General features: G+C 51.7%; 27 protein-coding genes and 2 pseudogenes. 9 read left to right on the forward strand and 20 right to left on the reverse strand.

Features of this window, described 5'->3' with window-relative positions; translation table 11 throughout:
• Positions 1–112: 112 nt before the first annotated feature.
• Both odhB and KNP82_RS10570 read right to left on the reverse strand, forming a co-directional pair.
• Positions 113–1,390 carry a 2-oxoglutarate dehydrogenase complex dihydrolipoyllysine-residue succinyltransferase gene (gene odhB / locus KNP82_RS10565; protein ID WP_058763087.1) on the reverse strand — a complete coding sequence of 426 codons (1,278 nt, stop codon included), beginning with the start codon at positions 1,388–1,390 and terminating at the stop codon, positions 113–115.
• Between the two features lie 18 nt (positions 1,391–1,408).
• A complete protein-coding gene (locus KNP82_RS10570) occupies positions 1,409–4,255 on the reverse strand; it encodes a 2-oxoglutarate dehydrogenase E1 component (protein ID WP_214827953.1) in 2,847 nt (948 codons plus the stop codon).
• Between the two features lie 335 nt (positions 4,256–4,590).
• Between KNP82_RS10570 and KNP82_RS10575 the strand changes: the two genes are divergently transcribed.
• From KNP82_RS10575 to KNP82_RS10590, 4 genes are all read left to right on the forward strand, one after another.
• A complete protein-coding gene (locus tag KNP82_RS10575) occupies positions 4,591–5,526 on the forward strand; it encodes an ABC transporter ATP-binding protein (protein WP_214827956.1) in 936 nt (311 codons plus the stop codon).
• Positions 5,504–6,241: an ABC transporter permease gene (locus KNP82_RS10580; protein ID WP_021066754.1), complete on the forward strand. Its 738-nt coding sequence runs from the start codon at positions 5,504–5,506 to the stop codon at positions 6,239–6,241. The genes KNP82_RS10575 and KNP82_RS10580 overlap by 23 nt, the downstream gene beginning before the upstream one ends.
• Before the next feature lie 65 nt (positions 6,242–6,306).
• Positions 6,307–6,855 carry a cysteine hydrolase family protein gene (locus KNP82_RS10585; RefSeq protein ID WP_035385683.1) on the forward strand — a complete coding sequence of 183 codons (549 nt, stop codon included), beginning with the start codon at positions 6,307–6,309 and terminating at the stop codon, positions 6,853–6,855.
• 106 nt (positions 6,856–6,961) lie between these two features.
• Positions 6,962–7,156, forward strand: a complete 195-nt coding sequence (locus KNP82_RS10590; RefSeq protein ID WP_021066752.1) for a hypothetical protein — start codon at positions 6,962–6,964, stop codon at positions 7,154–7,156.
• A 19-nt stretch (positions 7,157–7,175) separates the two neighbouring features.
• Here the strand turns inward: KNP82_RS10590 and KNP82_RS10595 are convergent, their stop codons facing one another.
• From KNP82_RS10595 to KNP82_RS10610, 4 genes are all read right to left on the reverse strand, one after another.
• Positions 7,176–7,790, reverse strand: a complete 615-nt coding sequence (locus KNP82_RS10595; RefSeq protein ID WP_029595922.1) for a class I SAM-dependent methyltransferase — start codon at positions 7,788–7,790, stop codon at positions 7,176–7,178.
• Between the two features lie 102 nt (positions 7,791–7,892).
• Entirely contained in the window at positions 7,893–9,800 is a 1,908-nt protein-coding gene (locus tag KNP82_RS10600) for an LTA synthase family protein (protein WP_131472305.1), read from the reverse strand.
• Positions 9,801–9,995: 195 nt separating this feature from the next.
• The gene (locus KNP82_RS10605) at positions 9,996–10,775 is read right to left on the reverse strand and encodes a sulfite exporter TauE/SafE family protein (RefSeq protein WP_029595924.1); all 780 of its coding nucleotides are present in this window, start codon (positions 10,773–10,775) and stop codon (positions 9,996–9,998) included.
• Between the two features lie 40 nt (positions 10,776–10,815).
• Positions 10,816–11,187: a rhodanese-like domain-containing protein gene (locus KNP82_RS10610; protein ID WP_242679019.1), complete on the reverse strand. Its 372-nt coding sequence runs from the start codon at positions 11,185–11,187 to the stop codon at positions 10,816–10,818.
• 113 nt (positions 11,188–11,300) lie between these two features.
• Here KNP82_RS10610 and KNP82_RS10615 point away from each other — a divergent pair, with 113 nt between their 5' ends.
• The 3 genes from KNP82_RS10615 to KNP82_RS10625 all read left to right on the forward strand — a co-directional run bounded on the left by KNP82_RS10615 (position 11,301) and on the right by KNP82_RS10625 (position 14,252).
• Positions 11,301–11,597 carry a rhodanese-like domain-containing protein gene (locus tag KNP82_RS10615; RefSeq protein ID WP_214755701.1) on the forward strand — a complete coding sequence of 99 codons (297 nt, stop codon included), beginning with the start codon at positions 11,301–11,303 and terminating at the stop codon, positions 11,595–11,597.
• Between the two features lie 69 nt (positions 11,598–11,666).
• Positions 11,667–13,067, forward strand: coding sequence for an MBL fold metallo-hydrolase (locus KNP82_RS10620; protein ID WP_131472301.1), 1,401 nt, complete (start codon positions 11,667–11,669; stop codon positions 13,065–13,067).
• Positions 13,068–13,130: 63 nt separating this feature from the next.
• Positions 13,131–14,252 carry a TlpA family protein disulfide reductase gene (locus KNP82_RS10625; protein WP_214827959.1) on the forward strand — a complete coding sequence of 374 codons (1,122 nt, stop codon included), beginning with the start codon at positions 13,131–13,133 and terminating at the stop codon, positions 14,250–14,252.
• 68 nt (positions 14,253–14,320) lie between these two features.
• Here the strand turns inward: KNP82_RS10625 and KNP82_RS15690 are convergent, their stop codons facing one another.
• From KNP82_RS15690 to KNP82_RS10650, 7 genes and pseudogenes are all read right to left on the reverse strand, one after another.
• A complete protein-coding gene (locus KNP82_RS15690; RefSeq protein WP_353048233.1) occupies positions 14,321–14,911 on the reverse strand; it encodes a YrvL family regulatory protein in 591 nt (196 codons plus the stop codon).
• Positions 14,818–15,570 carry an oxygen-insensitive NADPH nitroreductase gene (nfsA, locus tag KNP82_RS10635; protein ID WP_214827963.1) on the reverse strand — a complete coding sequence of 251 codons (753 nt, stop codon included), beginning with the start codon at positions 15,568–15,570 and terminating at the stop codon, positions 14,818–14,820. The genes KNP82_RS15690 and nfsA overlap by 94 nt, the downstream gene beginning before the upstream one ends.
• A 259-nt stretch (positions 15,571–15,829) precedes the next feature.
• Positions 15,830–15,979: pseudogene (locus KNP82_RS15735) on the reverse strand (DapH/DapD/GlmU-related protein); the annotation flags it as partial.
• A 66-nt stretch (positions 15,980–16,045) separates the two neighbouring features.
• A pseudogene (locus KNP82_RS15740) lies at positions 16,046–16,099 on the reverse strand (hypothetical protein); the annotation flags it as partial.
• Between the two features lie 33 nt (positions 16,100–16,132).
• Positions 16,133–16,351, reverse strand: coding sequence for a maltose acetyltransferase domain-containing protein (locus KNP82_RS15565; RefSeq protein WP_251128723.1), 219 nt, complete (start codon positions 16,349–16,351; stop codon positions 16,133–16,135).
• A gap of 114 nt (positions 16,352–16,465) precedes the next feature.
• Positions 16,466–17,935 (reverse strand): catalase, encoded by a 1,470-nt coding sequence (locus KNP82_RS10645; protein WP_021066643.1) that lies wholly within the window; start codon positions 17,933–17,935, stop codon positions 16,466–16,468.
• Positions 17,936–18,043: 108 nt separating this feature from the next.
• Positions 18,044–18,625: a DUF2238 domain-containing protein gene (locus KNP82_RS10650; RefSeq protein ID WP_214827967.1), complete on the reverse strand. Its 582-nt coding sequence runs from the start codon at positions 18,623–18,625 to the stop codon at positions 18,044–18,046.
• A 154-nt stretch (positions 18,626–18,779) separates the two neighbouring features.
• Here KNP82_RS10650 and KNP82_RS10655 point away from each other — a divergent pair, with 154 nt between their 5' ends.
• The gene (locus tag KNP82_RS10655) at positions 18,780–19,193 is read left to right on the forward strand and encodes a VOC family protein (protein WP_214755697.1); all 414 of its coding nucleotides are present in this window, start codon (positions 18,780–18,782) and stop codon (positions 19,191–19,193) included.
• Positions 19,194–19,411: 218 nt separating this feature from the next.
• Complete coding sequence (locus tag KNP82_RS10660; protein ID WP_029595934.1) at positions 19,412–19,960, forward strand: GrpB family protein; 549 nt, start codon at positions 19,412–19,414, stop codon at positions 19,958–19,960.
• A gap of 151 nt (positions 19,961–20,111) precedes the next feature.
• Here KNP82_RS10660 and KNP82_RS10665 read toward each other — a convergent pair whose 3' ends face one another.
• Genes KNP82_RS10665 through yqeH form a run of 7 tightly spaced genes read right to left on the reverse strand, consistent with a single transcriptional unit; the run spans position 20,112 to position 24,504 of the window.
• Entirely contained in the window at positions 20,112–20,837 is a 726-nt protein-coding gene (locus KNP82_RS10665; RefSeq protein ID WP_131472289.1) for a class I SAM-dependent DNA methyltransferase, read from the reverse strand.
• Positions 20,837–21,184, reverse strand: coding sequence for a ribosome silencing factor (gene rsfS / locus KNP82_RS10670; protein ID WP_021066647.1), 348 nt, complete (start codon positions 21,182–21,184; stop codon positions 20,837–20,839). The genes KNP82_RS10665 and rsfS overlap by 1 nt, the downstream gene beginning before the upstream one ends.
• 10 nt (positions 21,185–21,194) lie before the next feature.
• The gene (gene yqeK, locus KNP82_RS10675; protein ID WP_021066648.1) at positions 21,195–21,752 is read right to left on the reverse strand and encodes a bis(5'-nucleosyl)-tetraphosphatase (symmetrical) YqeK; all 558 of its coding nucleotides are present in this window, start codon (positions 21,750–21,752) and stop codon (positions 21,195–21,197) included.
• Positions 21,742–22,311: a nicotinate-nucleotide adenylyltransferase gene (locus tag KNP82_RS10680; protein WP_029595937.1), complete on the reverse strand. Its 570-nt coding sequence runs from the start codon at positions 22,309–22,311 to the stop codon at positions 21,742–21,744. The genes yqeK and KNP82_RS10680 overlap by 11 nt, the downstream gene beginning before the upstream one ends.
• Entirely contained in the window at positions 22,308–22,604 is a 297-nt protein-coding gene (yhbY, locus tag KNP82_RS10685; RefSeq protein WP_021066650.1) for a ribosome assembly RNA-binding protein YhbY, read from the reverse strand. Before yhbY ends, KNP82_RS10680 begins: the two co-directional genes overlap by 4 nt.
• A 5-nt stretch (positions 22,605–22,609) precedes the next feature.
• Positions 22,610–23,395, reverse strand: coding sequence for a shikimate dehydrogenase (gene aroE, locus KNP82_RS10690; protein WP_021066651.1), 786 nt, complete (start codon positions 23,393–23,395; stop codon positions 22,610–22,612).
• A complete protein-coding gene (gene yqeH / locus KNP82_RS10695; RefSeq protein WP_029595938.1) occupies positions 23,392–24,504 on the reverse strand; it encodes a ribosome biogenesis GTPase YqeH in 1,113 nt (370 codons plus the stop codon). The genes aroE and yqeH overlap by 4 nt, the downstream gene beginning before the upstream one ends.
• Positions 24,505–24,638 lie beyond the last annotated feature (134 nt).

The following is a 24,638-nucleotide window of genomic DNA, read 5'->3' on the forward strand; positions in this document are numbered from 1 at the left end:
TGAATGCCGACTTCTCGCCATAAAAAACACTCCCCAATCAGATAAACAGATTTGTTATTTCATCTGTCTACCTATTGGGGAGCATATCACGCTCGGCATGGACCTTCTTGTATTACGCTTCGAACAACAATTGTTCTGGATCTTCAATCATGTCTTTAATGTGCTTGAGGAACGTCACGGCCTCACGACCATCGACGATACGGTGGTCATATGAGAGCGCCACGTACATCATCGGTCGGTTCTCCATCGTTTCCGCGTCGATAGCGATTGGGCGGAGTTGAATCGAGTGCATCCCGAGAATCGCGACTTGTGGGCCGTTCAAGATCGGTGTCGACAAGAGTGAGCCGAAGACGCCACCGTTCGTGATCGTGAACGTTCCACCTGTGAGGTCGCTCAACCCGAGCTTGTTATTGCGTGCTTTATCGGCGAGGTGCAAGATGTCTTTCTCGATCTCACCGAAGTTCTTGCGATCCGCTTCGCGGACGACCGGGACAACGAGACCGTCCGGAGCCGACACGGCGATACCGATATCATAGTATTTTTTCAAGACGATCTCGTTGCCTTGAATCTCAGCGTTCAAGTACGGCATCCGTTTGAGTGCCGCGACGGCCGCCTTCGTGAAGAACGACATGAACCCGAGTTTGACGTCGTTGTCTTTGATGAACTTCTCTTGGCGACGTTTGCGGAGCGCCATGACAGCCGACATATCGATTTCGTTGAACGTCGTCAGCATCGCTGCCGTCTGTTGCACTTCGACGAGACGGTTGGCAATCGTTTGACGACGGCGCGTCATTTTGATGCGCTCTTCGTCTTTGCCGCTCGCTGCTGGTTGCGGTGCCGCTGCCGGAGCTTTCGGTGCTTGTGGCGTTGGCGTCGGTGCCGGTTTCGACTCGTGGCTCGTCACGTCATGGACGTTGATGCGGCCGATCGGGTCGTTCGTTTGGATGGCTGACAAATCGATGCCTTTCTCACGGGCCAATTTGCGGGCCGCCGGTGTCGCGATCGGTCCTTTGCCTGGGCTCGCGACATGTTCTTCACGGCGCTCGACTTTCTTCGCTTCTCCGACCGCTTCGACTTTCGTCTCAGCTGGTGCTGGAGCAGTTTCTGTCGCCGCTTCCGTTTTTGTCTTCGTCGCGACAGCCGTGCCGCCACCAGTACCTGAGCTGAGGCGAGCGATCACTTGTCCGACTTGGACCGTGTCCCCTTCGGCCGCCAATTGCTCGTCGAGCGTACCCGACTCATCGGCAGGCACCTCGATGTTGACTTTGTCTGTCTCAAGTTCGACGATGGCTTCCCCTTTTTCGACATGGTCGCCTGGCTGTTTGAGCCAAGACGCGACCGTTCCTTCCGTAATGGATTCTGCTAATTCCGGTACTTTGATTTCGATCACAATGAGTTCCCCCTTAACTTATTTACGATCTTTTTGGTATGTGCTCGTGCCGGCAGCAGCCGAGACGGCGTCACGTGAAATGGCTTCACGGATGATGCGTGCTTGTTCTTGTTTATGGGCTGTCGGGTTTCCTTCAGCCGGACTCGAACGGCGACGACGGCCGACGTAGCGGACGTTCAGACGGTTCGATGTGACCGCTTCGAGACGCGGCTCGATGTACGTCCATGCCCCCATGTTCTTCGGTTCCTCTTGAACCCAGACGATCTCTTTCGTGTTTGGATAGCGGCTGATCAATTCACGGATCTCGCGGACCGGGAACGGATAGATTTCTTCGACGCGGATGATGTGCAGGAAGTCGAGTGACTCCTCTGACTTCATCGTCGCTTCTTGGAGATCGATCGCCATCTTCCCTGAACAGAAGACGAGACGTTCGACTTTGTCCGGATTCTCACCGAGACCGACTTGTTCGATGATCGGACGGAAGTTATTGTCTGACAGTTCATCGACCGATGAGGCTGCAAGCGGATGACGGAGCAGGCTCTTCGGTGTCATGATGATCATCGGACGGACTTGTTCCGTGTCGAGCATCTTCGCCTGACGACGCAAGATGTGGAAGTACTGCGCGGCCGTCGACAAGTTCGCGACCGTCCAGTTTTTCTCTCCGGCGAGCGTCAAGTAACGTTCCATACGGGCGCTCGAGTGCTCTGGCCCTTGGCCTTCATACCCGTGCGGCAACAGCATGACGAGACCTGACTTCTGTCCCCATTTGGCGCGGCCGGCCGAGATGAACTGGTCGAACATAACCTGGGCCGAGTTGGCGAAGTCACCGTACTGTGCTTCCCACAGCACGAGCGTGTCTTGGGCGAAGACGTTATAGCCGTATTCGAAACCGAGCACTGAACCTTCCGAGAGCGGGCTGTTGTGCACCGAGAACGAGGCGTTCGCCGTCGACAAGTGATGGAGCGGCGAGAACTTCTTGCCTGTCTCGACATCGTTCAACATGATGTTACGTTGCGCGAACGTACCTCGCTCCGAATCTTGTCCGCTCAAACGGATTGGTGTGCCGTCCGAGATGATCGAGGCGTAAGCGAGCGTTTCGGCATGGCCCCAGTCGACTTTCCCTTTGTCCGCGAACGCGTCACGGCGACGGTCGAGCACTTTTTGCAGCTTATGGAACACGCCGAAGCCTTCCGGCCAGACGAGCAATTCGTCATTCAATTGCTGGAGCACGTCACGTTCGACACCTGTCTCAACGAACGGGAAGCCTTTGTGGACCGCTTCCGGCAAGATGATGTCGGCATCTTCTTCTTCGGCCGGGACGAGGTCACGGGCCGATTTGAGACGATCTTCAATCGATTGCTCGATCGTCGCTTTGTCTTCTTTCGACATGACGCCTTCCGCTTCGAGCACGTCGGCATAGACATGACGGACCGATTTGTGTTCTTTGATGGCCTTATAGAGCACTGGGTTCGTGTTCATCGGCTCATCCATCTCGTTATGACCGTAGCGGCGGTAGCCGACCAAGTCGACGAGAATGTCTTTATGGAACTTGGCGCGATACTCGCTGCACAGTTTAGCGACAGCGACACACGCTTCCGGATCGTCCGCATTGACGTGGAACACCGGAATCTCATAGCCTTTGGCGATATCACTCGCATAACGTGTCGAGCGCGAGTCGCTCGGGTCGGTCGTGAAGCCAATCGTGTTGTTGGCGATGACGTGGACCGTCCCGGCTGTACGATAACCATTCAAGTTCGTCATGTTGAGCGTCTCGGCGACGATGCCTTGACCTGGGAACGCGGCGTCCCCGTGAATCAAGATTGATGCCGCCTTGTCGTCATGTTGGACGGCCATCCCTTTTTCAGAGCGGTCGTCTTGCGCGGCGCGCGTATACCCTTCGACGACCGAACCGACGAACTCGAGGTGACTCGGGTTGTTGGCGAGGTTCAAGCGGACCTCTTTCTTCTCTTCTAACACTCTGCGGTCGAGACCGAGGTGATATTTCACGTCGCCGGACCAACCGAAGTTGATGCCGATCGATCCTTCCGACGGAATCAATTCTTTATTCGGAGCGTGCTGGAACTCAGCGAAAATCATCTCATACGGTTTGCCGAGCACGTGCGCGAGCACGTTCAAGCGTCCACGGTGGGCCATCCCGATGTTGATATGTTCTGACCCGCTCGAGATGAGGCCGCCGACCATCGCGTCAAGGAGCGGCACCATCGCGTCGAGCCCTTCGATTGAGAAGCGTTTTTGTCCGACGTATGTCTTATGAAGGAACGACTCGAACAACTCTGTTTCCGCTAGACGTTGGAACAACTCGATTTTCTCGTTCTTCGAGTATTTCGCTTTCAATGCGCCCTGCTCGATGCGGCGGCGAATCCAACGCTTCTCTTCCATGTCATCCAAGTGACGGAGCTCGATGGCGACCGGTCCTGTATAGACGTCAAGCAAGTGACGAACGAGCTCGAGCGCGTTCGCACCCGGCTTCGGCACGTCTTCCGACAACAAGTGAGCCGGTACTTGCTCGAGGTCCGCTTCACTCAACCCGTAGCGGTCAAACGCAAATAAGCCGTGCTCGCGCGGGTGGTCTTTGAGCGGATAGATGTCGGCCGCTTTATGGCCGAGTGCCCGGATATCATTGACCAACCGTGTCGCTGCCACGACTTTCTCTAAATCAAACGATGCAGCCGGCGCGACAGGTGCGCTCGTTTCCGGTGCCCCGTGTTCGTCAAAGTATTGACGCGTCTCCGCATCGACTGATTCTGGGTCTTCCACATACTGCTCGTACAATTCAACGATATAGCCTAAGTTTGGACCATAAAATGCTTGCACTTCTTCGCGACCGTTCGACGACTCTCCCATTGAATAAATCCCCCTATCCGTTCCTGTGCGCCCGATGTGTGAACGCTTTCATTTTAACATTAAGCACGAAGCAGTTCATCCTTCTGATTCGTCCTGCAAAAAGAGCCAAATCTTGCCTCTTTCTCTCCTCTCCATACTACACCTTTCCATATGGAAAGACCCTTTCAAATTCACAATTCGTCCATACTATTTCAATAAGTTTTCCTTATCAACAAATTGTGAAATCATGCGTTTGTTTCAACAATTTCAAAAATAGGTGAAACCTTGTTTCAATCTGCCCCGTATAGTACGGTAATCCAGTTGGAAAATACTCTCAACGAAAGCAAGGTGACCTTATGTTATCCGTACAAAACGTACACAAGAAAATGGGGCAGACGAACGTCCTGACAAACGTCAGTTTTGACGTCACCCCTGGAGAAATCTTCGGATTCCTTGGACCGAACGGCGCCGGGAAGACGACGACGATCCGCATCATCACCGGACTCATGCCGACGACACACGGAACTGTGACTGTCGACGGGTTCGACGTCTCAACAGATCGCCAACAAGCGCTCAGTCGCATCGGAGCCATCGTCGAGAACCCGGCCTTCTATCCATATTTGACGGGCCGCGAGAACTTGATTCACGCGATGAACTTGATTCCCGGCTTAAAGAAAGTTGATTTGAACGCCCTCGGTGCCCTCGTCGGACTCGAGACGAAACTTGATATGAAAGTGAAACAATACTCGCTCGGGATGAAACAGCGCCTCGGGATTGCCCGTGCCCTACTCCATAACCCGAAAGTTTTGATTCTCGACGAACCGACGAACGGGCTCGACCCGGCCGGAATCGCCGATTTGCGTAACTACTTACGGCATTTAGCCGACCATCGCGGCATCGCCATCCTCATCTCAAGTCATTTATTGAGCGAGATGGAACTGATCACCGATCGGTTCGCCATCATCGACCAAGGACAAATCAAATCGATTCAAGGTGACGGCGAAGCGAAGACGGAGAGCGTCATCCTCTGTAAAGTCGACCGCAAACAAATGAACGAGGCGCTCGATGTCGTCGCACTCGCGTTCGATGACGTGAAAATCATTCAACAATCGGCCGAGACGTTCATCGTCCCACGTCCGGAAACGGATATCCCGCACTTGTTGAAACATCTTGTCGATCGCGACATCGCGGTCTATCAAATCGGCATGAAACACGAGACCCTTGAGGAGCAGTTCTTGAAAGTGACGAAGAAAGAAGGAGGCACGAACAATGCGTTCATTACTAGCCAATGAATTTATGAAGTGGCGGCGCACGATCAAACCGTTGATCGCGCTCGGCATGTATACCGGGATTATCATCTTGACGTACTTCATCGTCCGGAGCGGCGACAATCCAGGTGACGCGGAAACATTCGTCAACTATGCGACGATGGCCGCCATGACGTTCCTCGGTATTTTCACGATCGTGTTCACAGCCGAGATGATTGGAAATGAGTTGAAATTTGATACGTTGAAGCACTTGCTCATGAGCCCTTACTCGCGTGACCGGATTTTACTCTCGAAACTTGTCGCCGCGCTCTTGATCATGCTCGTCCAATTCGTGTTCATCCTTGCCGTCACGTATGGCTTCGCCTGGACGCTCGACGGAGCATTGACGTTCGAGCAGTTCCGCAACGTCTTACTTAGTGTCTCGAGCGGCGTCTTCGTCATCTTCTTGACGCTCATGTTCTCGGTCGTCTTCAAGTCCGTCGGTGTCGTCATCGGCTTCACCGTGCTCGCGAACTTCGTTTCGACGATGATCGGCGGACTCCTCATCGCTTGGAAGCCGGACATTGCCAAATGGATCGTCTTCTTGCATACGGACCTGTCGATTTATTACCAGAGCCCTGGCTTCATGGAAACAATGGACGTAACGATTTGGTTCTCGGCGTTCTATGTGTTGATTCATATCGTCGCGTTCTATATCATCACAGCATTCGTATTCCGAAGCAAAACGTTCGCTGAATGACGATTAACGCAGTCGGCAGAGTGGTACTTCATAATGTGAGACTCATTTTGAATGGAGGGACCACGATGTCAAAGACGGCGTTACTCATCATCGACATGTTCAATGATTTCGACTTTGTCGGCGGGGAGGACCTACTTCGAAACACGGAGCCAATTGTCGACCCGATATTAAAACTGAAGCGGCATTTTAAGGCGAACGATTGGCCGGTCATCTATTGCAACGACAACTTCGGTCAGTGGAAAGACAGCACCGAGGATATCATCCGTCACGTCGAGTCGTCGAAAGGCAGCTCTATCGCAAAACGGATTGCACCGGAAGACAAAGAGTATTTCATCATCAAACCAAGGCACTCGACGTTTTACGGGACGCAGCTCGATATCTTGTTGCGTCAACTTGAGGTCACATCGCTCGTCCTGACCGGTGTCGCCTCGGACATCTGTATCTTGTTCTCGGCGAACGACGGCTATATGCGCGAGTATGAGCTCCACGTCCCGCGCGACTGTGTCGCCGCCGAGACGGACAAGCGCAACGACAGCGCCTTGACCGTCATCCACGAGGCGCTCGGCATTTCGACCGATGATGCCGACACGTATATAAAAGATACCCAGGTGTGATAAAAGCCTCTGATTGTTGGACACAGAATCCCAACATTTCAGAGGCTTTTTCGTTTTGTTTTCAGCTATGCTTGATATATGAAGAAACAATGAAGGATGTGACAACATGTATCTCACAATTGGATTATCGTTACTCGTTTGCGTGCTTGCCCTCATTTTTACGATCATGGTCGGACTCGGGAAAGACAAATCAGACTACAATCAAAAGAAAAGCTGGTCAATGGTGTCGTGGACGTATATCGTCTTGTTCCCGGTCTCATTTTTGGCGCTCGGCCTGTTATACTATTTCATTACCCGATGACCTCGTTCATCGGGATTTTTTATTTGACCGCGACGGTGATGCCGATTGGATAATGACGCGTCCCCCGCTTCGGTTCGACGAGCACGCCTCGCTGGTAATAGAACTCGGTCGATGTGAAGGCCGTAAATAATTCCTCAAACTCGGCCTCAGTGAACTGATGGGCATGGAAGGGCTCATTCGTCGGTTGCCCAACGCCTTGACCGAACGGTGTCGACAACACCAAGATTCCGCCTGGCTTCAATAAGTCCCACACGTTCGCCATGAACGCCTCATAGTCGGTGACATGTTCAATCGTCTCGAAGCTGACGATGCAATCGAACGTCCCCAGTTTGTCCGGCAACGTCCGGTCGACGACATCGCCGACGATATAGTTGACGTTCGGATGGTGATAACGCCCTTTCGCATAACGTGTCGCCTCTTCTGACAAGTCGACAGCGACGACCTCGGTCACGATCCCTTTCAAGTTCTTCGCAATCAATTGACTGCCATATCCACTCCCACTCGCAAAATCGAGGACGCGTCCGTTCATGTATAACAAGGCGAAATGGTAACGGGCGATATGTTCGAGCAACAAGCCGTTCAGCGGGTCCATGCGATCTGGGATGACCCGTTCTCCCGTATAATCTAATGTCATAAATTCTCCTTTGGAAAGCTACTGTGCTTTCATCTTAGTCTTCCTAGCACGCCACGACCACAAAAAAAGAGAAAAGATTGTCTCCAACCTTTCCTCTCCTCGTTATTGGTCTTGCTTGAAGCGAAGTAAATCCGAATAGATGAGCTGGTCGTTCATCTCAAGGATTTTATTCGCTTCTTCTTCAAGTGGCGTACATGCTGCACCATCTTCAGCGACTTCGCCAGTCTTGGCGTCATAACACATCGACTGCGTGAACAGATGGTCTTGCGTCACGACCGTTCCATCACGGAAGATGGCGCGGTCATAATGCTCTTTCGAGAACAAGTCATTCCCGAATCCGACCTGTTCAGACGTATCGATTCCGAGCAAGTGCTGAATCGTCGGGTTCATGTCGACGTGACTTCCGATTGTCTCGTGCACTTCACCCTTGTCTTGGCCCGGTAAGTGGATCGCGAACGGAACCGCTTGAAGTTTAGCCACATCGTATGGCGTCAACTCGTCTTTGCCGAGCAAGTCGGCCATCGCGTCATTATGGTTCGTCGAGATCCCGTAATGGTCACCGTAGACGACGAAAATCGTGTCGTCCCACATGCCGTTCGCCTTCAACTCATCGATGAACAAGCCGAGGGCATAATCCTGGTAAGCGAGCGCTTGCGGGAAGTTGTTGAGTGTCGTCGAGTTCGTCTCGAATTTCGGGACGAGCTCGTGCTTTTCACTCGGCATCGTATACGGGAAGTGGTTCGTCAGCGTGATGAACTTCGCGTAGAACGGTTCCGGAAGCTCTTCGAGCATCGGTACCGATTGGCGGAAGAACTCATCATCGAGTAGACCCCACTCCGTCATATCCTCGGGGTTTCCGAGGTCATAGCTGGCTTCGTCAAAGAACTTGTCGACGCCGATGTTTTGATACATCTGGTCGCGGTTCCAGAACGATTTGTTGTTGGCGTGGAACACGGCCGAGTAATAGTTGTCATCTTTGATGACTTCTGGTAACGCGTTATATTCGTTGTCGGCGTTCGTGAAGTAGACTCCTCCACGTGAGAGGCCGTAAAGCGAGTTATCGAGTGCGAACTCGGCATCTGACGTCTTCCCTTGGCCGGTCGTATGGTAATAGTTCGGCCAGTAGTGGGACTCTTCGATCAGTTTGTTCAAGTTCGGCGTGATGTACTCGCCGTTCGACGCTTTCATGTTGTGCGTGAAGTTTTGGGCCGACTCGAACGAGACAACGACCACGTTCTTGCCTTTATACTTCCCGAACATCTCCGGGTCCGGAGCCGCATAGTTCTGACGTGTGAAATTCTCGACTTCATCCAGTTCAGAACCGTCTGCGAGCGCCTTCTGGGCCGACGTCTTCGTTTGGAGCATGGCGTCGTAGACGTGGAAGTTGAACGTTCCTAAGTTTTTAACCAACAGCTCTCGGTCGAACGAGCGCGTCAACAGTTCTGGACGCTCCGTTTCGGCGAGGACGAGGTTGAACCCGAACAAGGCCGCGGCCGCACCGAACGTGATTAAGACGCGGCGTTGCGATGCCTGGCTCGTCTCGTTCATCTTCCATAGTAGGAATGGAAGCACAACGAGGTCCCCTAATAGGAGCAAGTCTTTCCATTCGAGAAGCGACAGGAATGAAGACGAGAGCGTCTCCATGTTCGACGACTGGAACAAGACCGGTACGGTCAAGAAGTCTGTGAACTCACGATAGTACGTCGTATCCGCGAACAAGATGAGCGAGGAGACGAGGTACAGACTGTACAGTGCCCACTTCCGCTTATTCCCCCCAAAGAAGAAGCTGAAAGCGAACAGGAACAACGTGAAACTGAGCGGGTTGATGATGAGGATGAATGCCTGGACCGCGTTCTCGGCCGGCATATTGAAGAAGAACTGATACGCGATCAGCGACTTCGTCCATAACAGGATGGTGAACATCCAAAACAGACGGTGTGTCTTGAACGAGTCGAGCGCCGTCTGGCGGAAGCGGTCCATCCTTCCTTTCGATTGATTCATGGGATTCATGTAAACACTCCTTATATGGAATTCAAGTTAAAGATTCATTTTCTTTTTAGACGTATAAGCTATATTTTAACGTTCCCTTGAACTCAATTCAACTAATTGACGTTTACAACTATACACAAACTTAACAATCCGATTGCAATGTTTACGAAAAAAAGACTACCGAGTCGCCTCGGTAGCCGATTACGAGTGATTCGCTCACCCGATGATATCCATCCAAATTTTTACTGTACTCGCTAAAATGAGTAACGCTAAAATCATCTGCAGTGATTTCGTCTTCATGTTTTTACCGACGTTCGCGCCGAGCGGTGCGGCGATCAAACTGGCGATAATCATGATGACGGCAGGTTCCCACACAATTTGGTCGGTGATGATTTTCCCTGCTGTCGAGCCGATTGACGAGATGAACGTGATGGCGAGCGAACTCGCGATCGCCATCTTCGTCGGAATCCGGAGCACGACGAGCATAATCGGCATCAAAATGAACGCGCCTGCCGCCCCGACGATTCCCGCGGCCACCCCGACGACGAACGCCGAACTCGCTGCAATCACTTTATTGAATGTGACTTGGTCGAGCGGGACGTCCTCGACGTTCTTTTTCGGTAAGAACATCATGATTGTCGCAATCGTCGCGAGCACGGCGTAGACGACGTTAATCAAGTTCTCAGACAAGAGCGTCGAGCCGTAGCCGCCGATGAAACTCCCGATCAACACGGCGACACCCATATACAGGATGAGCTGCTTGTTCAAGTAGCCGCCTTTCCGGTATGCGTAAATCCCACCGATTGTCGCGAAGAAAACTTGAATCGCGCTGATTCCCGATACTTCATGGGCGCTGAACGCTGCGAAGCCGAGAAGCGGTGGAATGTACAACAGCATCGGATATTTAATAATCGATCCGCCAATCCCGACCATCCCCGAAATGAACGACCCGATAAAGCCGATCAAAAAGATGGTGATAATAAATCCAAATTCCATATTAACTCCTCCAATTCCCTACCCTCTATATAAGTAAGTTTTATTGTTGTTCCCAAGCAATCATGCCGCCTGAGATATCATAAATTTCCGTGTAGCCACGTTCTTGCAACAGCTGTGCCGCTTGAGCACTTCGATTTCCGCTCTGGCAGATGACATAAATCGGTTCATCTTTCGGATAAGGTAATTCGGTTGCATTTAATGATGAAAGTGGTGCGTTCACCGCTCCTTCAATATGCCCCCCCTCGTATTCATCCACTTCTCGGACGTCTAACAAGGTTATTTCTTCGTTTTCCAATCTGTTTTGTAGTGTTTCGACGTCGATTTTTGTAATTTCACTCTCATCTGACGTAAAAAGAACGATTCCGACCGTCGCTAGCACTAAAATCGATACAATCATCATGATTTTCTTCAATTTTCGACCTCCGATTCTTTTTCTTGCATTCAGTATACCTCAGGGGGTATATTAAAAACAACGAAAGAAACTCACTTCAAAAATTCTTGAATCACAAAGGAGATTTATCACTCATGAAAACCATTTCGACTACTGAACTAGAAAAGTTGCTTCAATCTGATGAGACGCTTAACTTGATTGATGTTCGAGAGACAGACGAATTTGCAGGTGGCCACATCAAGCAAGCGAAAAACGTCCCACTCTCTGAATTCGGTGCGAAAGTCGATGAGCTCGATCGTTCGAAACCGATTCACGTCATCTGTGCGGCAGGCGGACGAAGCATGAACGCTTCGGCTTACCTCGACTCACTCGGCTTCGATGGCGTCAACGTCGATGGCGGCATGATGTGCTGGACAGGTGAAACGGTCTAACAATCTTCTATATATACAGTTAAAAAAACACAGTCGTTTACAGTCAACTATTCTTAGGGGGTATTCCACATGTTATTACGTTATTTCTATGATCAAAAATTAGCACAAGCATCTTATATGGTCGGTTGCCAAATGACCGGCGAAGCCGTCGTCATCGACCCGGCCCGTAACATCACACCGTATCTTCAGGAAGCTGAAAAAGAAGGCATGAAAATCGTCGCGACGGCTGAGACTCACATCCACGCCGACTTCGTATCAGGTTCACTCGAGCTTGCGAAACGCACCGGTTCAACAGCTTATCTCTCAGACGAAGGTGACGCGTCATGGAAATATGCGTTCGCGAAAGACATCGATTCAAAACTCGTCAAAGATGGCGACACGTTCAAAGTCGGTAACGTCACACTCGAAGTCATGCATACACCAGGTCACACGCCAGAACACATCTCGTTCTTGCTCTACGACCGGAACCAAACACAACCGATGGGCATCTTCACAGGCGACTTCGTCTTCGTCGGCGACATCGGTCGTCCTGACCTGCTCGAAGAAGCAGCCGGCGTAAAAGGAACGACAGCCATCGGTGCCGAGCAAATGTTCAACTCGCTCAAGAAGTTCAAAGCTCTTCCTGACTTCGTTCAAGTCTGGCCGGGCCACGGTGCCGGCAGTGCCTGTGGGAAAGCACTCGGCGCCATCCCGACATCGACAGTCGGTTACGAGAAAGCGACGAACTGGGCACTTCAAATGACTGATCAAGATGCGTTCATCAAAGAGTTGACGACGGATCAACCAGAACCGCCGAACTACTTCGCAATGATGAAGAAAGTAAACAAAGAAGGCATTCAAGTGACGAACATGATCGCTCGTCCGGAAGTCGTCGGTACGGACCGCCTCGACACGCTCGTCGACGAGACACAAGTCGTCGATACACGTACAGGGGAAGAATTCGCCAAAGGACACGTCCCTGGCACCATCAACATCCCATACAACACGAAATTCGTCTCATGGGCCGGCTGGCTCGTCAACTTCGACAAAGACATCACGCTCATCGCGAGCGCGGAAGACGTCGAACAAGTGCAGACGGATCTTCAATCAATCGGTCTCGACCGTCTCCGCTTCATCGTCCCAGTCGAAGAGCTCGATCAAGAACTCTTGACGGAAACGTACACGGACGTGACAGCGGAACAAGCGATTGAATCAGCTGAAAAAGGTGACGTCTTCGTCCTCGACGTCCGGAATGCGACGGAATGGAACGCGAGCCACTATGAGAAAGCAGAGCGCATCCTACTCGGTAAGTTGGCGCGCGACCACGAAGGTCTCCCGACAGACCAAACGATCGCCGTTCACTGTGCGTCAGGCGTCCGTTCACGGATGGCCGCGAGCGTGCTTCAATCACTCGGCTACAAGGATATCCAAAACATCCTCGGTGGCTACGGTGCGATGAAGACTGTCCTCAATGCAGAACAAATCGGCTAATGCTATACTACAAACAAAGAAAGCGCCCACTCGTCTGGGCGCTTTTTCTCTAGGAGGGATTGTGTGATTGCGATCGGTCCATTGAACGTTCGACTCGATTTACTGGCTATGATGGTCAGCCTGCTCATTCTCTACATCGGTTTTAAAAAAATCGGCTTATCGGAAAAAGACCGCGACGCCGTCCTCGGCACATGGTTCGCCGGTTTCCTCGCGTGGAAAGGAAGTGCAATCGTCCTCGGTCTCGCGTCGACGGGTAGTTTGGCCTTATCCCTTTATGCGACCGGGGGCACGTGGTCAATCCTGATCGCCGCTGGTGTGATTGCATTTTTCGTCTACCGGCTCTCGCCTAGCCTTCGTGGTTATTGGTTGTTCTCGGCCTTGTTCCTTTGGTTTGCGATGACGCTCGTCGTCCCGAAATATGGGACGCTCCCGCTGCTTTCTTCATCGCAACCGCTCCATCTCTATATGGCCGCCCTCATCATCTTACTGCTTATCGCGACGTGGCGCTGGATGCGGACACCGACGCTCGGAGCACTGCTCTGGACGGGGGTCGGTGCATTTTCGATTTGGTTGATCGGGTCAATCGTCACCGGTACGTTCGAGTTGTGGTGGGTCATTCCGTTCTTCCTTCTAATCGCCGTCGCCGCCTACGTGGCGCGACCGTCCCAGAAGACCCTTCAATACGGACTCGGTCTCATCGTCGTGCTCGCCATCATCAACGCCAGCCTACCAGACGAGACACCACGACTCGAAGCCGGTTCGTCTCAGACCGGTTTGAACATTGGTCAAGTGCCACCGAACTTCGAATTGAAGCGGACGGATGGGACGAAGTTCAACTTGAGTGAGTTGCGCGGCGAACGGATCGTCGTCAACTTCTGGGCGTCGTGGTGCCCACCGTGTCGGGCCGAGATGCCTGACATGGCCAAGTTTGCCCGTGAACAAGACGATGTGACCATCGTCGCCGTCAATACGACGACGAGCGAACGGGATGTCGCTGATGCCGAATCGTTCGTCGCCCCGTATGAAGATGCGTTCGAAGTCGTCTATGACGAAGAAGGAATCGTCGGGGATGCGTATCGGATTCAGGCGATGCCGACGACGTACGTCCTCGATGAAAATGGAGTCATCGTCGCCAAGCAATTCGGCGCCATTGACCACGCCTGGCTCGATGCTCAGACAAATTGAAAATAAAGGAGCGGTTTTCTCTCGATTGAGAAAAGCCGCTCCTTTATTTGTCTCGCCGGTAATTCTACTCATCTTTTTTCGTAAGCTTCAAATTCTTTTGAACCTCGTTTTGGAGGATCAGGATCTTGTTGAATAGATAACCACCCTACTAGACCTGTGACAAGCGAGAACAGACTGATCCCCAGTTGAGAAATCGACACAGACGTCATCAATCGGTCAATGATGTTAACAATGATGAATGTACTCATGATGTGAAGGAACAAAGCTAACATCCCTGTATGTGATTGGATGACATTGAGAGTCGTCAACGCCTTCAATAAAGCCGACAGAAACAAGTTAATCGGGATCTCTGACAGTCCGTATACGAGGAAGAAGAGGAGCAGACTCCACAACGATTCATATTGTAGACCGAGTATTTTCAAGATTAGAAATTCAAGAGATGTAAACACAATCAATATGATTGAAATAATCAACGTACAAATCAATAAAGGTTTGATTCCTTTTATCGTGATTGCCTCCTTCTGTTTAGACAGCGTCCCCAAATTAAAAACCGCCTGAGCGGTTCTTAATTTTGCTTTAAATAACCTTGAGTCTTCAAGAAGTCTTTTACGTCGAGCCGGGTCGGTTTCGATAACATCCGTCCCATTTGTCCGGTCCACGTGTCGCTTCGTTGGTTCGACCCACGGGCCGCGTAGTAGTCGTGAATCGTCGCATCGTACGCATCGAGTTCTTGTTTCAGTTGCTCGGCGTCTGCGACGTATGTGTTCTCGTGATAAATATGTTCGAGCGGGAGGCGCGGTTTTTGACCTTCGACGTGCTCCGGTACACCGACGGCAAGTCCGAAGAGCGGCAATACCCGCTCCGGCAGACCGAGCAGTTCCTTCACGGCGAACATATCATTGCGAATCCCACCGATGTAACAAATGCCGAGGCCCATCGATTCGGCGGCCACGACGGCATTTTGCGACGCGAGCGCGGCATCGATGACCGCGACAAGCAACTTCTCGTCCGTCTCGAGCGTCGCATTCACTTCGGCCTCCCGCAGTTCTCCAATCAACTCGTGTCGATATAGGTCGGCGCAGAAGACGAAGAAGTGACCGTTGTCGATGACGTATTGCTGGTTGCCGGCGATTTCGGCCAGACGTGCTTTCTTCTCCGGGTCGGTCACCCCGATGATGGAATAGGCTTGGATAAAGCTCGACGTCGACGCGCGCTGGGCGCTCTCGACGATGAGCCGGATTTGTTCGTCGGTCACCGTCTCGTCCGTGAACGAGCGGACAGAGCGGTGGTTCAGTAGTGTTTCGATGACTTGATTCATGAAGCATCCCCCTTTTTTCTTATCTTGGCATAACCACAAGATCGGGACAATTTTGAAAGCTTCTATTCAGACATCCACCTCAAAAATCGCCCACGGTAGCCAAAGGATAGATTCTGTCTCCACGTCTTCTTGATTGCTATATGTACAATAGCGTTCTGCTTCTTCAAGCGTCGGAATCAAGCCATGTTCATTCAAACGAAACGGGAACTGTTCAGCAACGTATTAGTTCGTTGTTTCATCATCATTCTTGCTCAATCGCTTTGATGATTTTGGCTGGGTTTCCAGCCACCACGACGTTCGGAGGAACATCTTTCGTTACAATGGAACCTGCAGCAATAACCGCACCATCGCCAATCGTTATTCCTGCCAAAACGACGCAACTCCCTCCAATCCATACATCGTTGCCAATATGAATCGGGGTAGCGATCCCACTCTTGTTTCGGTCACGTGAAGGTAACGCATGTCCTGCCGTATAAATCCCGACGTTCGGTCCAATCATGCAGTCATCGCCAATCGTTACTTCAGCCATATCTAAAATCGTCCAATTATAGCCTGCATAAAATCAATTTCCCACATGAATGTTAGTGCCTAAGTCACAATGAAAATTGTGTTCAACGACCGGATTTTCACCCACTGTACCAAATAGTTCACGGAGGATTGACGCTCGTAACGTATCATCATCGACTTCAGATGCATTGAAGCGCTGCACGAGCCGCTGTGCACGTCTTCCTTGACGCTTCAGAGCGTCAGTTCCTCGTTCATAATAAATGGTCTCTCTCATCACATGTTCCTCCTGACGTATGGATTAGGGCCTGCTAGTCAAAACGAGCCATCCCTGTGCTCTTCATTATACGCAAAAAAGCAGAGCGGCTGTTGCCGACTCTGCTTAAAATAATTATTCCGTCACTTGACTCAAGAACGGTGTGATATCGACGTTAAGTGCTTCCGAGAGACGCGCACCGAGGTCGCGGTCGGCCCGGTAGAAGTTGCAGATCAAGAGGAGCACCGTGTTTTCATGGCGAACTTCTTTAATATGCGCCACCAAGTTGTTCACGAGTGCCGTCTTCTCTTCTTCCGAGTAGCGACGGTACACTTCTCCAGCTTGACCGAAGTCGTTCGTCTTCTCGATTTTTTGACGTCCGGCCACGCCTGAGAGTGGTTGTTCCGTCTCGATATAAGCCGCATCCGGTTTCGGTGCGTCCTCATAGCGGTTCGGTTCATAGTTGACCGGGCTCGTTTGTTGTTTGAACGGCATCACGCCATCACGCTGATTGTTCGACACTTGTGCGAACGGACAGTTGATTGGGAGCTGCAAGTAGTTCGCTCCGATCCGGTAACGTTGCGTATCCGAATAGGAGAACAAGCGACCTTGGAGCATTTTGTCTTCCGACGGTTGAATCCCAGGTACAAGCACGCCCGGGTTGAAGCCGACCGATTCCGTCTCGGCAAAGTAGTTGTCGACGTTTTTGTTGAGCGTCATCGTACCGACGAGCTGATACGGGATGACGTCTTCGAACCAGTCTTTTGTCGCGTCGAGCGGATCGAAGTCGAAGTTGTCCATATCGGCCGGGTCGAGGATTTGGACGTAGAGATCCCATTCTGGGAAGTCGCCTTCCTCGATGGCGTTGAACAAGTCGCGTGTCGCATGGTTGAAGTCTTCGGCCTGTACTTTCGCCGCGTCTTCCATCGACAAGTTTTTAACCCCTTGTTTTGGGACCCAACGGAGTTTTATGTACACCGTGTTTCCGTATTCGTTGACCCATTTGAATGAGTGGACCGATGAACCGCGCATATGACGGTATGAGGCTGGAATCCCTTCATCGCTGAACAAGTGGATGAGCATGCTCGTCGATTCCGGCGTGAGCGACATGAAGTCGAAGAAACGGTCTGGGTCTTGCAAGTTCGTCCGTGGGTCCGGTTTGAGTGAGTGGATCACGTCTGGGAATTTGATGGCGTCACGGATAAAGAAGACCGGTAAGTTGTTTCCAACGAAATCATAGTTCCCTTCTTCCGTGTAAAACTTGACCGAGAATCCACGTGGGTCACGAAGCGTCTCTGGTGAGCCAAGACCATGGATGACGGTTGAGAAGCGAGCGAAGATTGGTGTCTCTTGTCCCTCTTCCTGCAAAAATTTGGCTTTTGTATATCGTTTCATGCTATTTTTAACTTTGAAGACACCGTGTGCTCCGGCACCACGGGCATGAACGACCCGCTCCGGCACGCGCTCACGGTCAAAGTGGGCGAGTTTTTCAATGAGTTGATAATCTTCGAGAAGTGTCGGGCCGCGGCGACCCGCTGTGATGGAGTTGGCGTTATCCCCGATTGGGACGCCTTGGTTAGTAGTTAGACGACGATGTTGATCCATATTGTTGCCTCCTCTTTATAATCATTCTTACAAAGTTAATGATATTAAAAGATAATAATTATTACAAATAAAACGCTCGAGCTATGCTCGGACGTTTTGCAATCGCTTTCAGTTTTTACGTTTCTTGTGTTGTTCTTTTCGGTGAATCTCGGTCACGAGCAAGGCTGCGATAATGCCGCCGAGTGATCCGGCAACGAGATCGACCATCGTGTCGTCGTTCCCGTTCCCTTGCATCGTCGTGTTCAATAGCAAGTCCGATGTGAATTCATACATTTCCCAAAGTGCCGCCCCGGCCATCGCGAAGACGACGATATAGACGAAGACGAACCGCTTCGGCATCTCAAGTCGGATGTCCTCATCAAGTCGACTTAAGAAATCAAAGCCGAGAAACGCCAAGAAGACGCCGCTCAACACGTGAAGAAACGTGTCCCACCAACCGTTCGAATATAAGCCGACAATTGACCCCAAGTACTGCGACGCAAACAAGAATAAGATATAGGCGACTTTCATTTTAGCGTCGAACTCGGTTTTGAACGTCTTCTCGAGGATGAACGGAATCAAACCCGACACGATTCCCGCCCCGGCGACGCTCACGTCAAACCACTCTCCTTCGATGATCGACGTGACGAGTATGACCGCCATGAACAACACGAACCCGAATTCCAGTAGACGTCCTCGTGTCAGTTTCATCTCTGCGCGCCTTCCTTCGTAAGAATGTCTCACCTACCGTATTCCCGTTTCAGCGACCGTTTCAACAATCCCGTCCGAAAATTCGTGCTTTTGTCGGATTCTTCCGTCATCAGTTTGTCTCATACTGAAAGAAACGATTCGAGGAGGAACACTCATGCCGATCAACCCGTATCTCAATTTCAATGGCGACTGTCGCGACGCCGTCCTGTTTTATGCCGACGTCTTCGCCGAGCCCGCCCCGGACATCATGACGTTTGCTGCCCAGCCTGGACCGGACGGTGAACCGGTACCGGATGAGCTGGCCGACCTCGTGCTCCATGCCCGTCTAAGCGTCCACGGCACTTCGCTCATGTTTTCGGACGCGATGCCGGACGGTCCGGTCACGTTCGGACAGAACATCACGCTCGCCGTCGTGACAGATGACCTCCACGCCATCCGTCGTGAATTCGAGGCCCTATCTGACGGCGGCCGTGTCCTCATGCCGCTCCAAGAGACGTTCTGGAGCAAAGCGTACGGTATGGTCGAAGACCGTTTCGGTGTCCAATGGCAATTCAGTCACGAGGCTTGACCATGACAAAGACCCCATGCTACTTGCGATGGGGTTTTTCGACTCTTTTTATGATTAGCATTATGACGGGGCCATGAATCAACACTGAATTACTTATGAACGGAGAAACAAGGCTGTAAGCAACATGAGATAAAAATGATCTGGTTCTCTATATCGCGTTTTAAAATGAGGTTCTGCGTATAAAGTGAAAAAAACTTTCAGGGAGATGGGATAAACTCATGAAAGAAGACAAACACGAACACTCAAATATTCCGATTTGGGCTTATGAGACTATTGAAATAGAAGATTCTAATGTGCAGTGGGCACGGTTAGGTCTACAAGAAACAAGAGAGTTGTTCGACTTACTTTCAAAGTTTGACATCAAGGAAGCGGAACACATAGGTAGTACGGCCGTTCCTGGTCTACCCGCAAAACCGATTATAGATGTGATGATTGGGATCGAATCGTTTGAAAAAATCCACGATATTGTTGATACGTTAACGTTGCATGATTGGCACTATGTACCACCTGAACTAGATGGACAATCCTGGCGGAGATTTTTTGTGAAAGTAAAAAATGATAAGCGAGTTGCTCATTTACACATCATGAAAATAACAGAAGATCGTTGGGGAAAACAGATTGAGTTTCGAGATAAATTACGAGACAATCCTTCGCTTGTAAATGAGTACGGGCTTCTTAAAAGACATTTAGCAAAAGAATTTCGTAATGACCGAGAAAAGTATACTCAAGCTAAAGCTGCCTTTATAAATCAAGTATTAAACACCTGACTTGGAGGCATGGAAACACGAATTGGGCAAACATGACTGCAGCAATGCTTCACTTCGGGCAGAGCCATCAATAAAAAAAATCAGACCGCATGTTGCGATTTGATTCGTTAACAGCTCGAGACCCCATCGCAAATCCGCGATGGGGTCTCGTTTATTTCTGGGCGACAAAAAAGATTCGTTCTGCGTTCGGGCCCGGAGCTTGGTCCGTAAAGTCGGCCGTGACCGATTTCACATGGAAGCCGGCTCCGATGAGCCATTGCATATATTGCCCCGGCTCATACGTCCGTTGCTCATGCGTCTCTTCGACACGCTCATACGTGCCATCCTCAAGGGCGACAAAGAAAGTCAAATCGTGAACGACCGAGAGCGGTGATTCGCCTGGGTCGGCGAACCAGATATACGAGCAATCTTCCCCGTTCGAGGCATACGTCTTCTGGTTGAAAAGCGTCTGCATCTTGTTTGGCGAATGCACATCAAAGATGAACATGCCGCCCGGTTTCAATTGTTCGTACACCGCCTCGAACGTGTCGATGACATCGGCCTCATCCTCGAGATAGCAAAGCGAGTCACAGAGGATTGTCACGGCGTCGACCGGGTGTGGCAATTCAAGCTCCCGCATATCCTGTTGCCAGAGCGGAAGCGTGATGCCTGCCTCGAGCGCTTTCTCTTGGGCGACTTCGAGCATCGACTCAGATAAGTCGAGTCCGATCGTCTCGTAATACTGCGCCAAGCGAATCGTCGCCGAGCCCGTCCCGCATCCGATGTCAGCAAGCGATGCACCGTCTTTGACATGGCGGCGCACGAAGGCGACCCAGTCCTCGTACGGGGCATCTTTCATCAACTCATCGTAGACGTAGGCGAACCCTTCGTACGCCATTAGCCGACTTCTACTTCCACTTGTGGCGCATCTGCCCACAGTTTTTCAAGGTTGTAGTAGTCACGGTCATCGCGATGGAAGATATGGACGACGACGTTTTCGAGGTCAGCGAGCACCCAACGTGCCGAGTCCATGCCTTCGAATTTGTGGAGCGGAAGCTCATGCTCGCCGGCCACGTCTTTGATTTCGCGCGCAATCGCTTGGACTTGCTTCTCTGAGTTACCGTGGCAGATGACGAAATAATCTGCGACTGGTGAGATGCCTTCCATGTCGAGGACGACGATATCTTCGGCACGCTTATCGTCAGCGGCCTTCACGATCAATTCTAATTCTTCTTTTACAGTCATACTGTACCTCCTAGGGTGTTTTCACAAAATGGTTATACGTCTCAATCGTCAGTGGGAAAATCCGCACCGACTTGTTCAATAAATAAGCAATCGTCTGGCGCAACGTCGCGACGACGGCCGCTTCGAGCGAACGATCCGCGAGGTCACGTAAGACGTCGACGCCGGGATACGACCGATTCGGTTCGATTGCGTCCGCAACGAATAAAATCTGGTCGAGCCGGGACATGCCCGGTTCTCCGGTCGTGTGGTTCTTGATGGCCGACACGACGGCCGGGTCAAGGTCGTACGCTCGGTCTAACAGGATGGCCCCGACCGGCGCATGCAACAGCTCGTCATCAAACGCAAGCAAGCTCGGGTCGAGGTTCTCCTCGACCACGACTTGCCGCATCATGTCGGCATCCAAATATTTCGCATAGTCGTGCAACATCGCCGCGAGTCGCGCCGCTTCCACATCAGCCCCGTACAAGCGGGCCAACCGGTCGGCCGTTTCGACGACACCGAGCGTGTGGATGTAGCGTTTCTCGGGCAACGTCGCCTCAATCAATGATTGTGCTTCCTCATACGTCATACAAGTCGCGCTCCTTGATATAAGTTTCGACATCGAGCGGGACGAGATATTTGATGGACTTGTCCCGTCTCGTCCGCTCCCGGATATCGGTCGACGAGATCTCGAGTTGCGGCATATCGATCGTGCGCACATCTGCCTGTTTCGGGATGCGGTAGCGGCTGCCCGGACGCGCGACAGCCCCGAACGTGACGAGGGTGACGAGCGTCTCGTAATCGTACCACTTCTCAAGTGATTCGAGCGAGTCCGCCCCAATCAAGAAGAAGAACGTGTCGTCCGGAAACAAGTCCCGCAACCGTCTCATCGTCTCGACCGTATAGGACGGTTCGTCACGTTCAAACTCAATCAAGCTCAGTTTGAACGCAGGTTGATCCGCAATCGCCCGCCGGGTCATTTCGATTCGGTCTTCGGCCGGGCTGAAGCCCGCCTTGTGCGGCGGAATCGCCGCCGGCAGAAACCAGACCTCATCGAGTTCCAACTGTTCGCGCGCCTGTTCGGCGATCAATAAATGACCGAGATGTGGCGGGTCGAACGTGCCTCCCATCAGGCCGATGCGGCTCATGGGAGTTTGATTTGGCGATTTTCTTTCTCAGTCGCCTGTTTGTACAAGACGATGACTTTTCCGATGACTTGAACGACTTCGGCTTTCGTGCCTTCAGCCAATTCTCCGGCTACGTCTTTCGGCGTATCGGTACAGTTTTGAAGCACTTGAACTTTCAAGAGCTCACGTTTTTCGAGCGCGTCGCTGATGTCTTTGCACATCGCTTCACTCACTCCATTTTTTCCGACTTGATAAATCGGCGAGAGGTGGTGTGCCTCGGCACGTAAAAAGCGTTTTTGTTTACCTGATAACATACTATTTATTCCTCCAATAAGCGTTCAATTAACTTCATTCCGACAAGTTGATCCGGTCTCACACCTGTCCAATATTCAAACGCCAAAGCGCCTTGTCCGACGAACATGGCAGTTCCGTTGACGATTTTCGCGTCTGCTTTGGCGGCTTCCTTTAAAAACGGTGTGACGAGTGGACGATATATGATATCACAAACGACGGTGTTTTGTCGTAAACCTTTTAACGATCGTGGTGAATCGACGCCGTCCATGCCGACCGATGTCGTCTGGATGATGACGTCATACCTTGCGATCTCGACATCTGTGAGCGCCTGCGCCTCGATCCCGAACGCGTCCGCGAGACGCTCCGCCCGTTCCATCGTTCGATTCGTGACCGTGACGTCACGGGTCGGCAAGGCACTGATGATGCCGCGCGCTGCCCCACCCGCCCCGATGACGAGCACATGGCCCGTCCAATCAGTCCAGCGGTCGAGCGCGGCGACGAGGCCAGCACCGTCCGTGTTCGTCCCAATCAGCTTCCCGTCCCGCTTATACACCGTGTTGACGGCACCAGCGGCTTCGGCCGCCACATCGAGTGTATCAAGGTACGGGATGACAGCCTCTTTATACGGGATTGTGACGTTGAATCCGTCCCAGACACCGTCACGCATCTGTTGAAACAAGTCCTCGATTTCGTCCGGGGTGACGTCGAGCGCCTCATAGCGCCCGAAAAGCCCAGACGCTCTCAGCCACTGCTCGTGCAGGACGGGAGAGAGCGAATGAGCAATCGGGTGACCGATGACGGCCAGTCTCATACGAGCGCCTCACGCAATGTGACGGCAACTCCTTTTGGTGCCCACGCGGCGATGCGTCCACCTTTTCCGTGAATCGCAACCCAACCGAGTCCGCTGAAGACGATGTCTGTCTTGACGCCGTCACGGAGACTGAACTCGTGACGCACGAGCGGAGGCAATAGTTGCAACGTTTTCTCGTTCGGCGGATTGAGCATCTTACCGATATGGTTTTCGTATAGTTCATCTGCTTTGTCGAGCTTGGTCCGGTGTGTCTTCAACTCGTTCGACATGTAGACAACGAACGAGCGCTTGTTGCCTTCCATGTAGTCGAGACGGGCGAGTCCACCGAAGAAGAGTGTCTGCTGCGGGTTCAGTTGGAACACGTGCGGCTTAATCTCTTTTTTCGGGGTGATCGTCTTCAAATCTTTCGCATCGACATAATGCGCCATTTGATGACGGTTGATAATCCCCGGCGTATCGTACAGGTTCGCATCATCGTCGAGCGGGACGTCAATCAAATCGAGCGTCGTTCCCGGGAAATGACTGACCGTGATGATAGCCTCGTCTTCTGCTCCGAAACGCTTGATGATTTGGTTGATGAGCGTCGACTTCCCGACGTTCGTACAACCGACGACATAGACGTCCTTGCCTTTACGATAGTACTCAATTTTCTCTGCGAGCTCGTCGATGCCGTGCCCTTTTTTGGCACTGATCAAGTGCACATCGACCGGGTTCAAGCCGAGTTCTTTCGCTTCAGACTTCATCCAGTTGGCCATCCGGTTCGGGTTGACCGACTTCGGTAATAAGTCGACTTTGTTCCCGACCAAGAGGACGGGGTTCGTGCCGACTGAGCGTTGTAGCCCTGGCAACCAGCTGCCATTGAAGTCGAAAATATCGACGATTTTAATGACGAGCGCTTCTTTGGAGCTGATGCCGTTCAAGATGCGCAAGAAGTCGTCATCTGTCAATTCGACGTCTTGAATTTGATTGTAGTGCTTCAATTTGAAGCAACGTTGGCAAATGACGATCTCGCGATCGAGTGCCGATTTTGGTGCATAACCGGCACCGGTCGGGTCTTCCGTTTGAATAGCGACACCGCAACCGGCGCAATAACGTGTTGTTTCTTCCATAATGTTGTCTGCTGTCATTTAAGTTGCCTCTTCTTCATTCACTGTAGCGCCTCGCCGCTACTCCTGAAGCGTTAATTCCGACGCCTTACGCGCCGTACATGGACAGCCTCCTTCTTCCTGTGCGTTCGAGGTCC

Origin of the sequence: Exiguobacterium sp. s26 (assembly GCF_018618235.1) — a bacterium.
GTDB lineage: Bacteria > Bacillota > Bacilli > Exiguobacteriales > Exiguobacteriaceae > Exiguobacterium > Exiguobacterium chiriqhucha.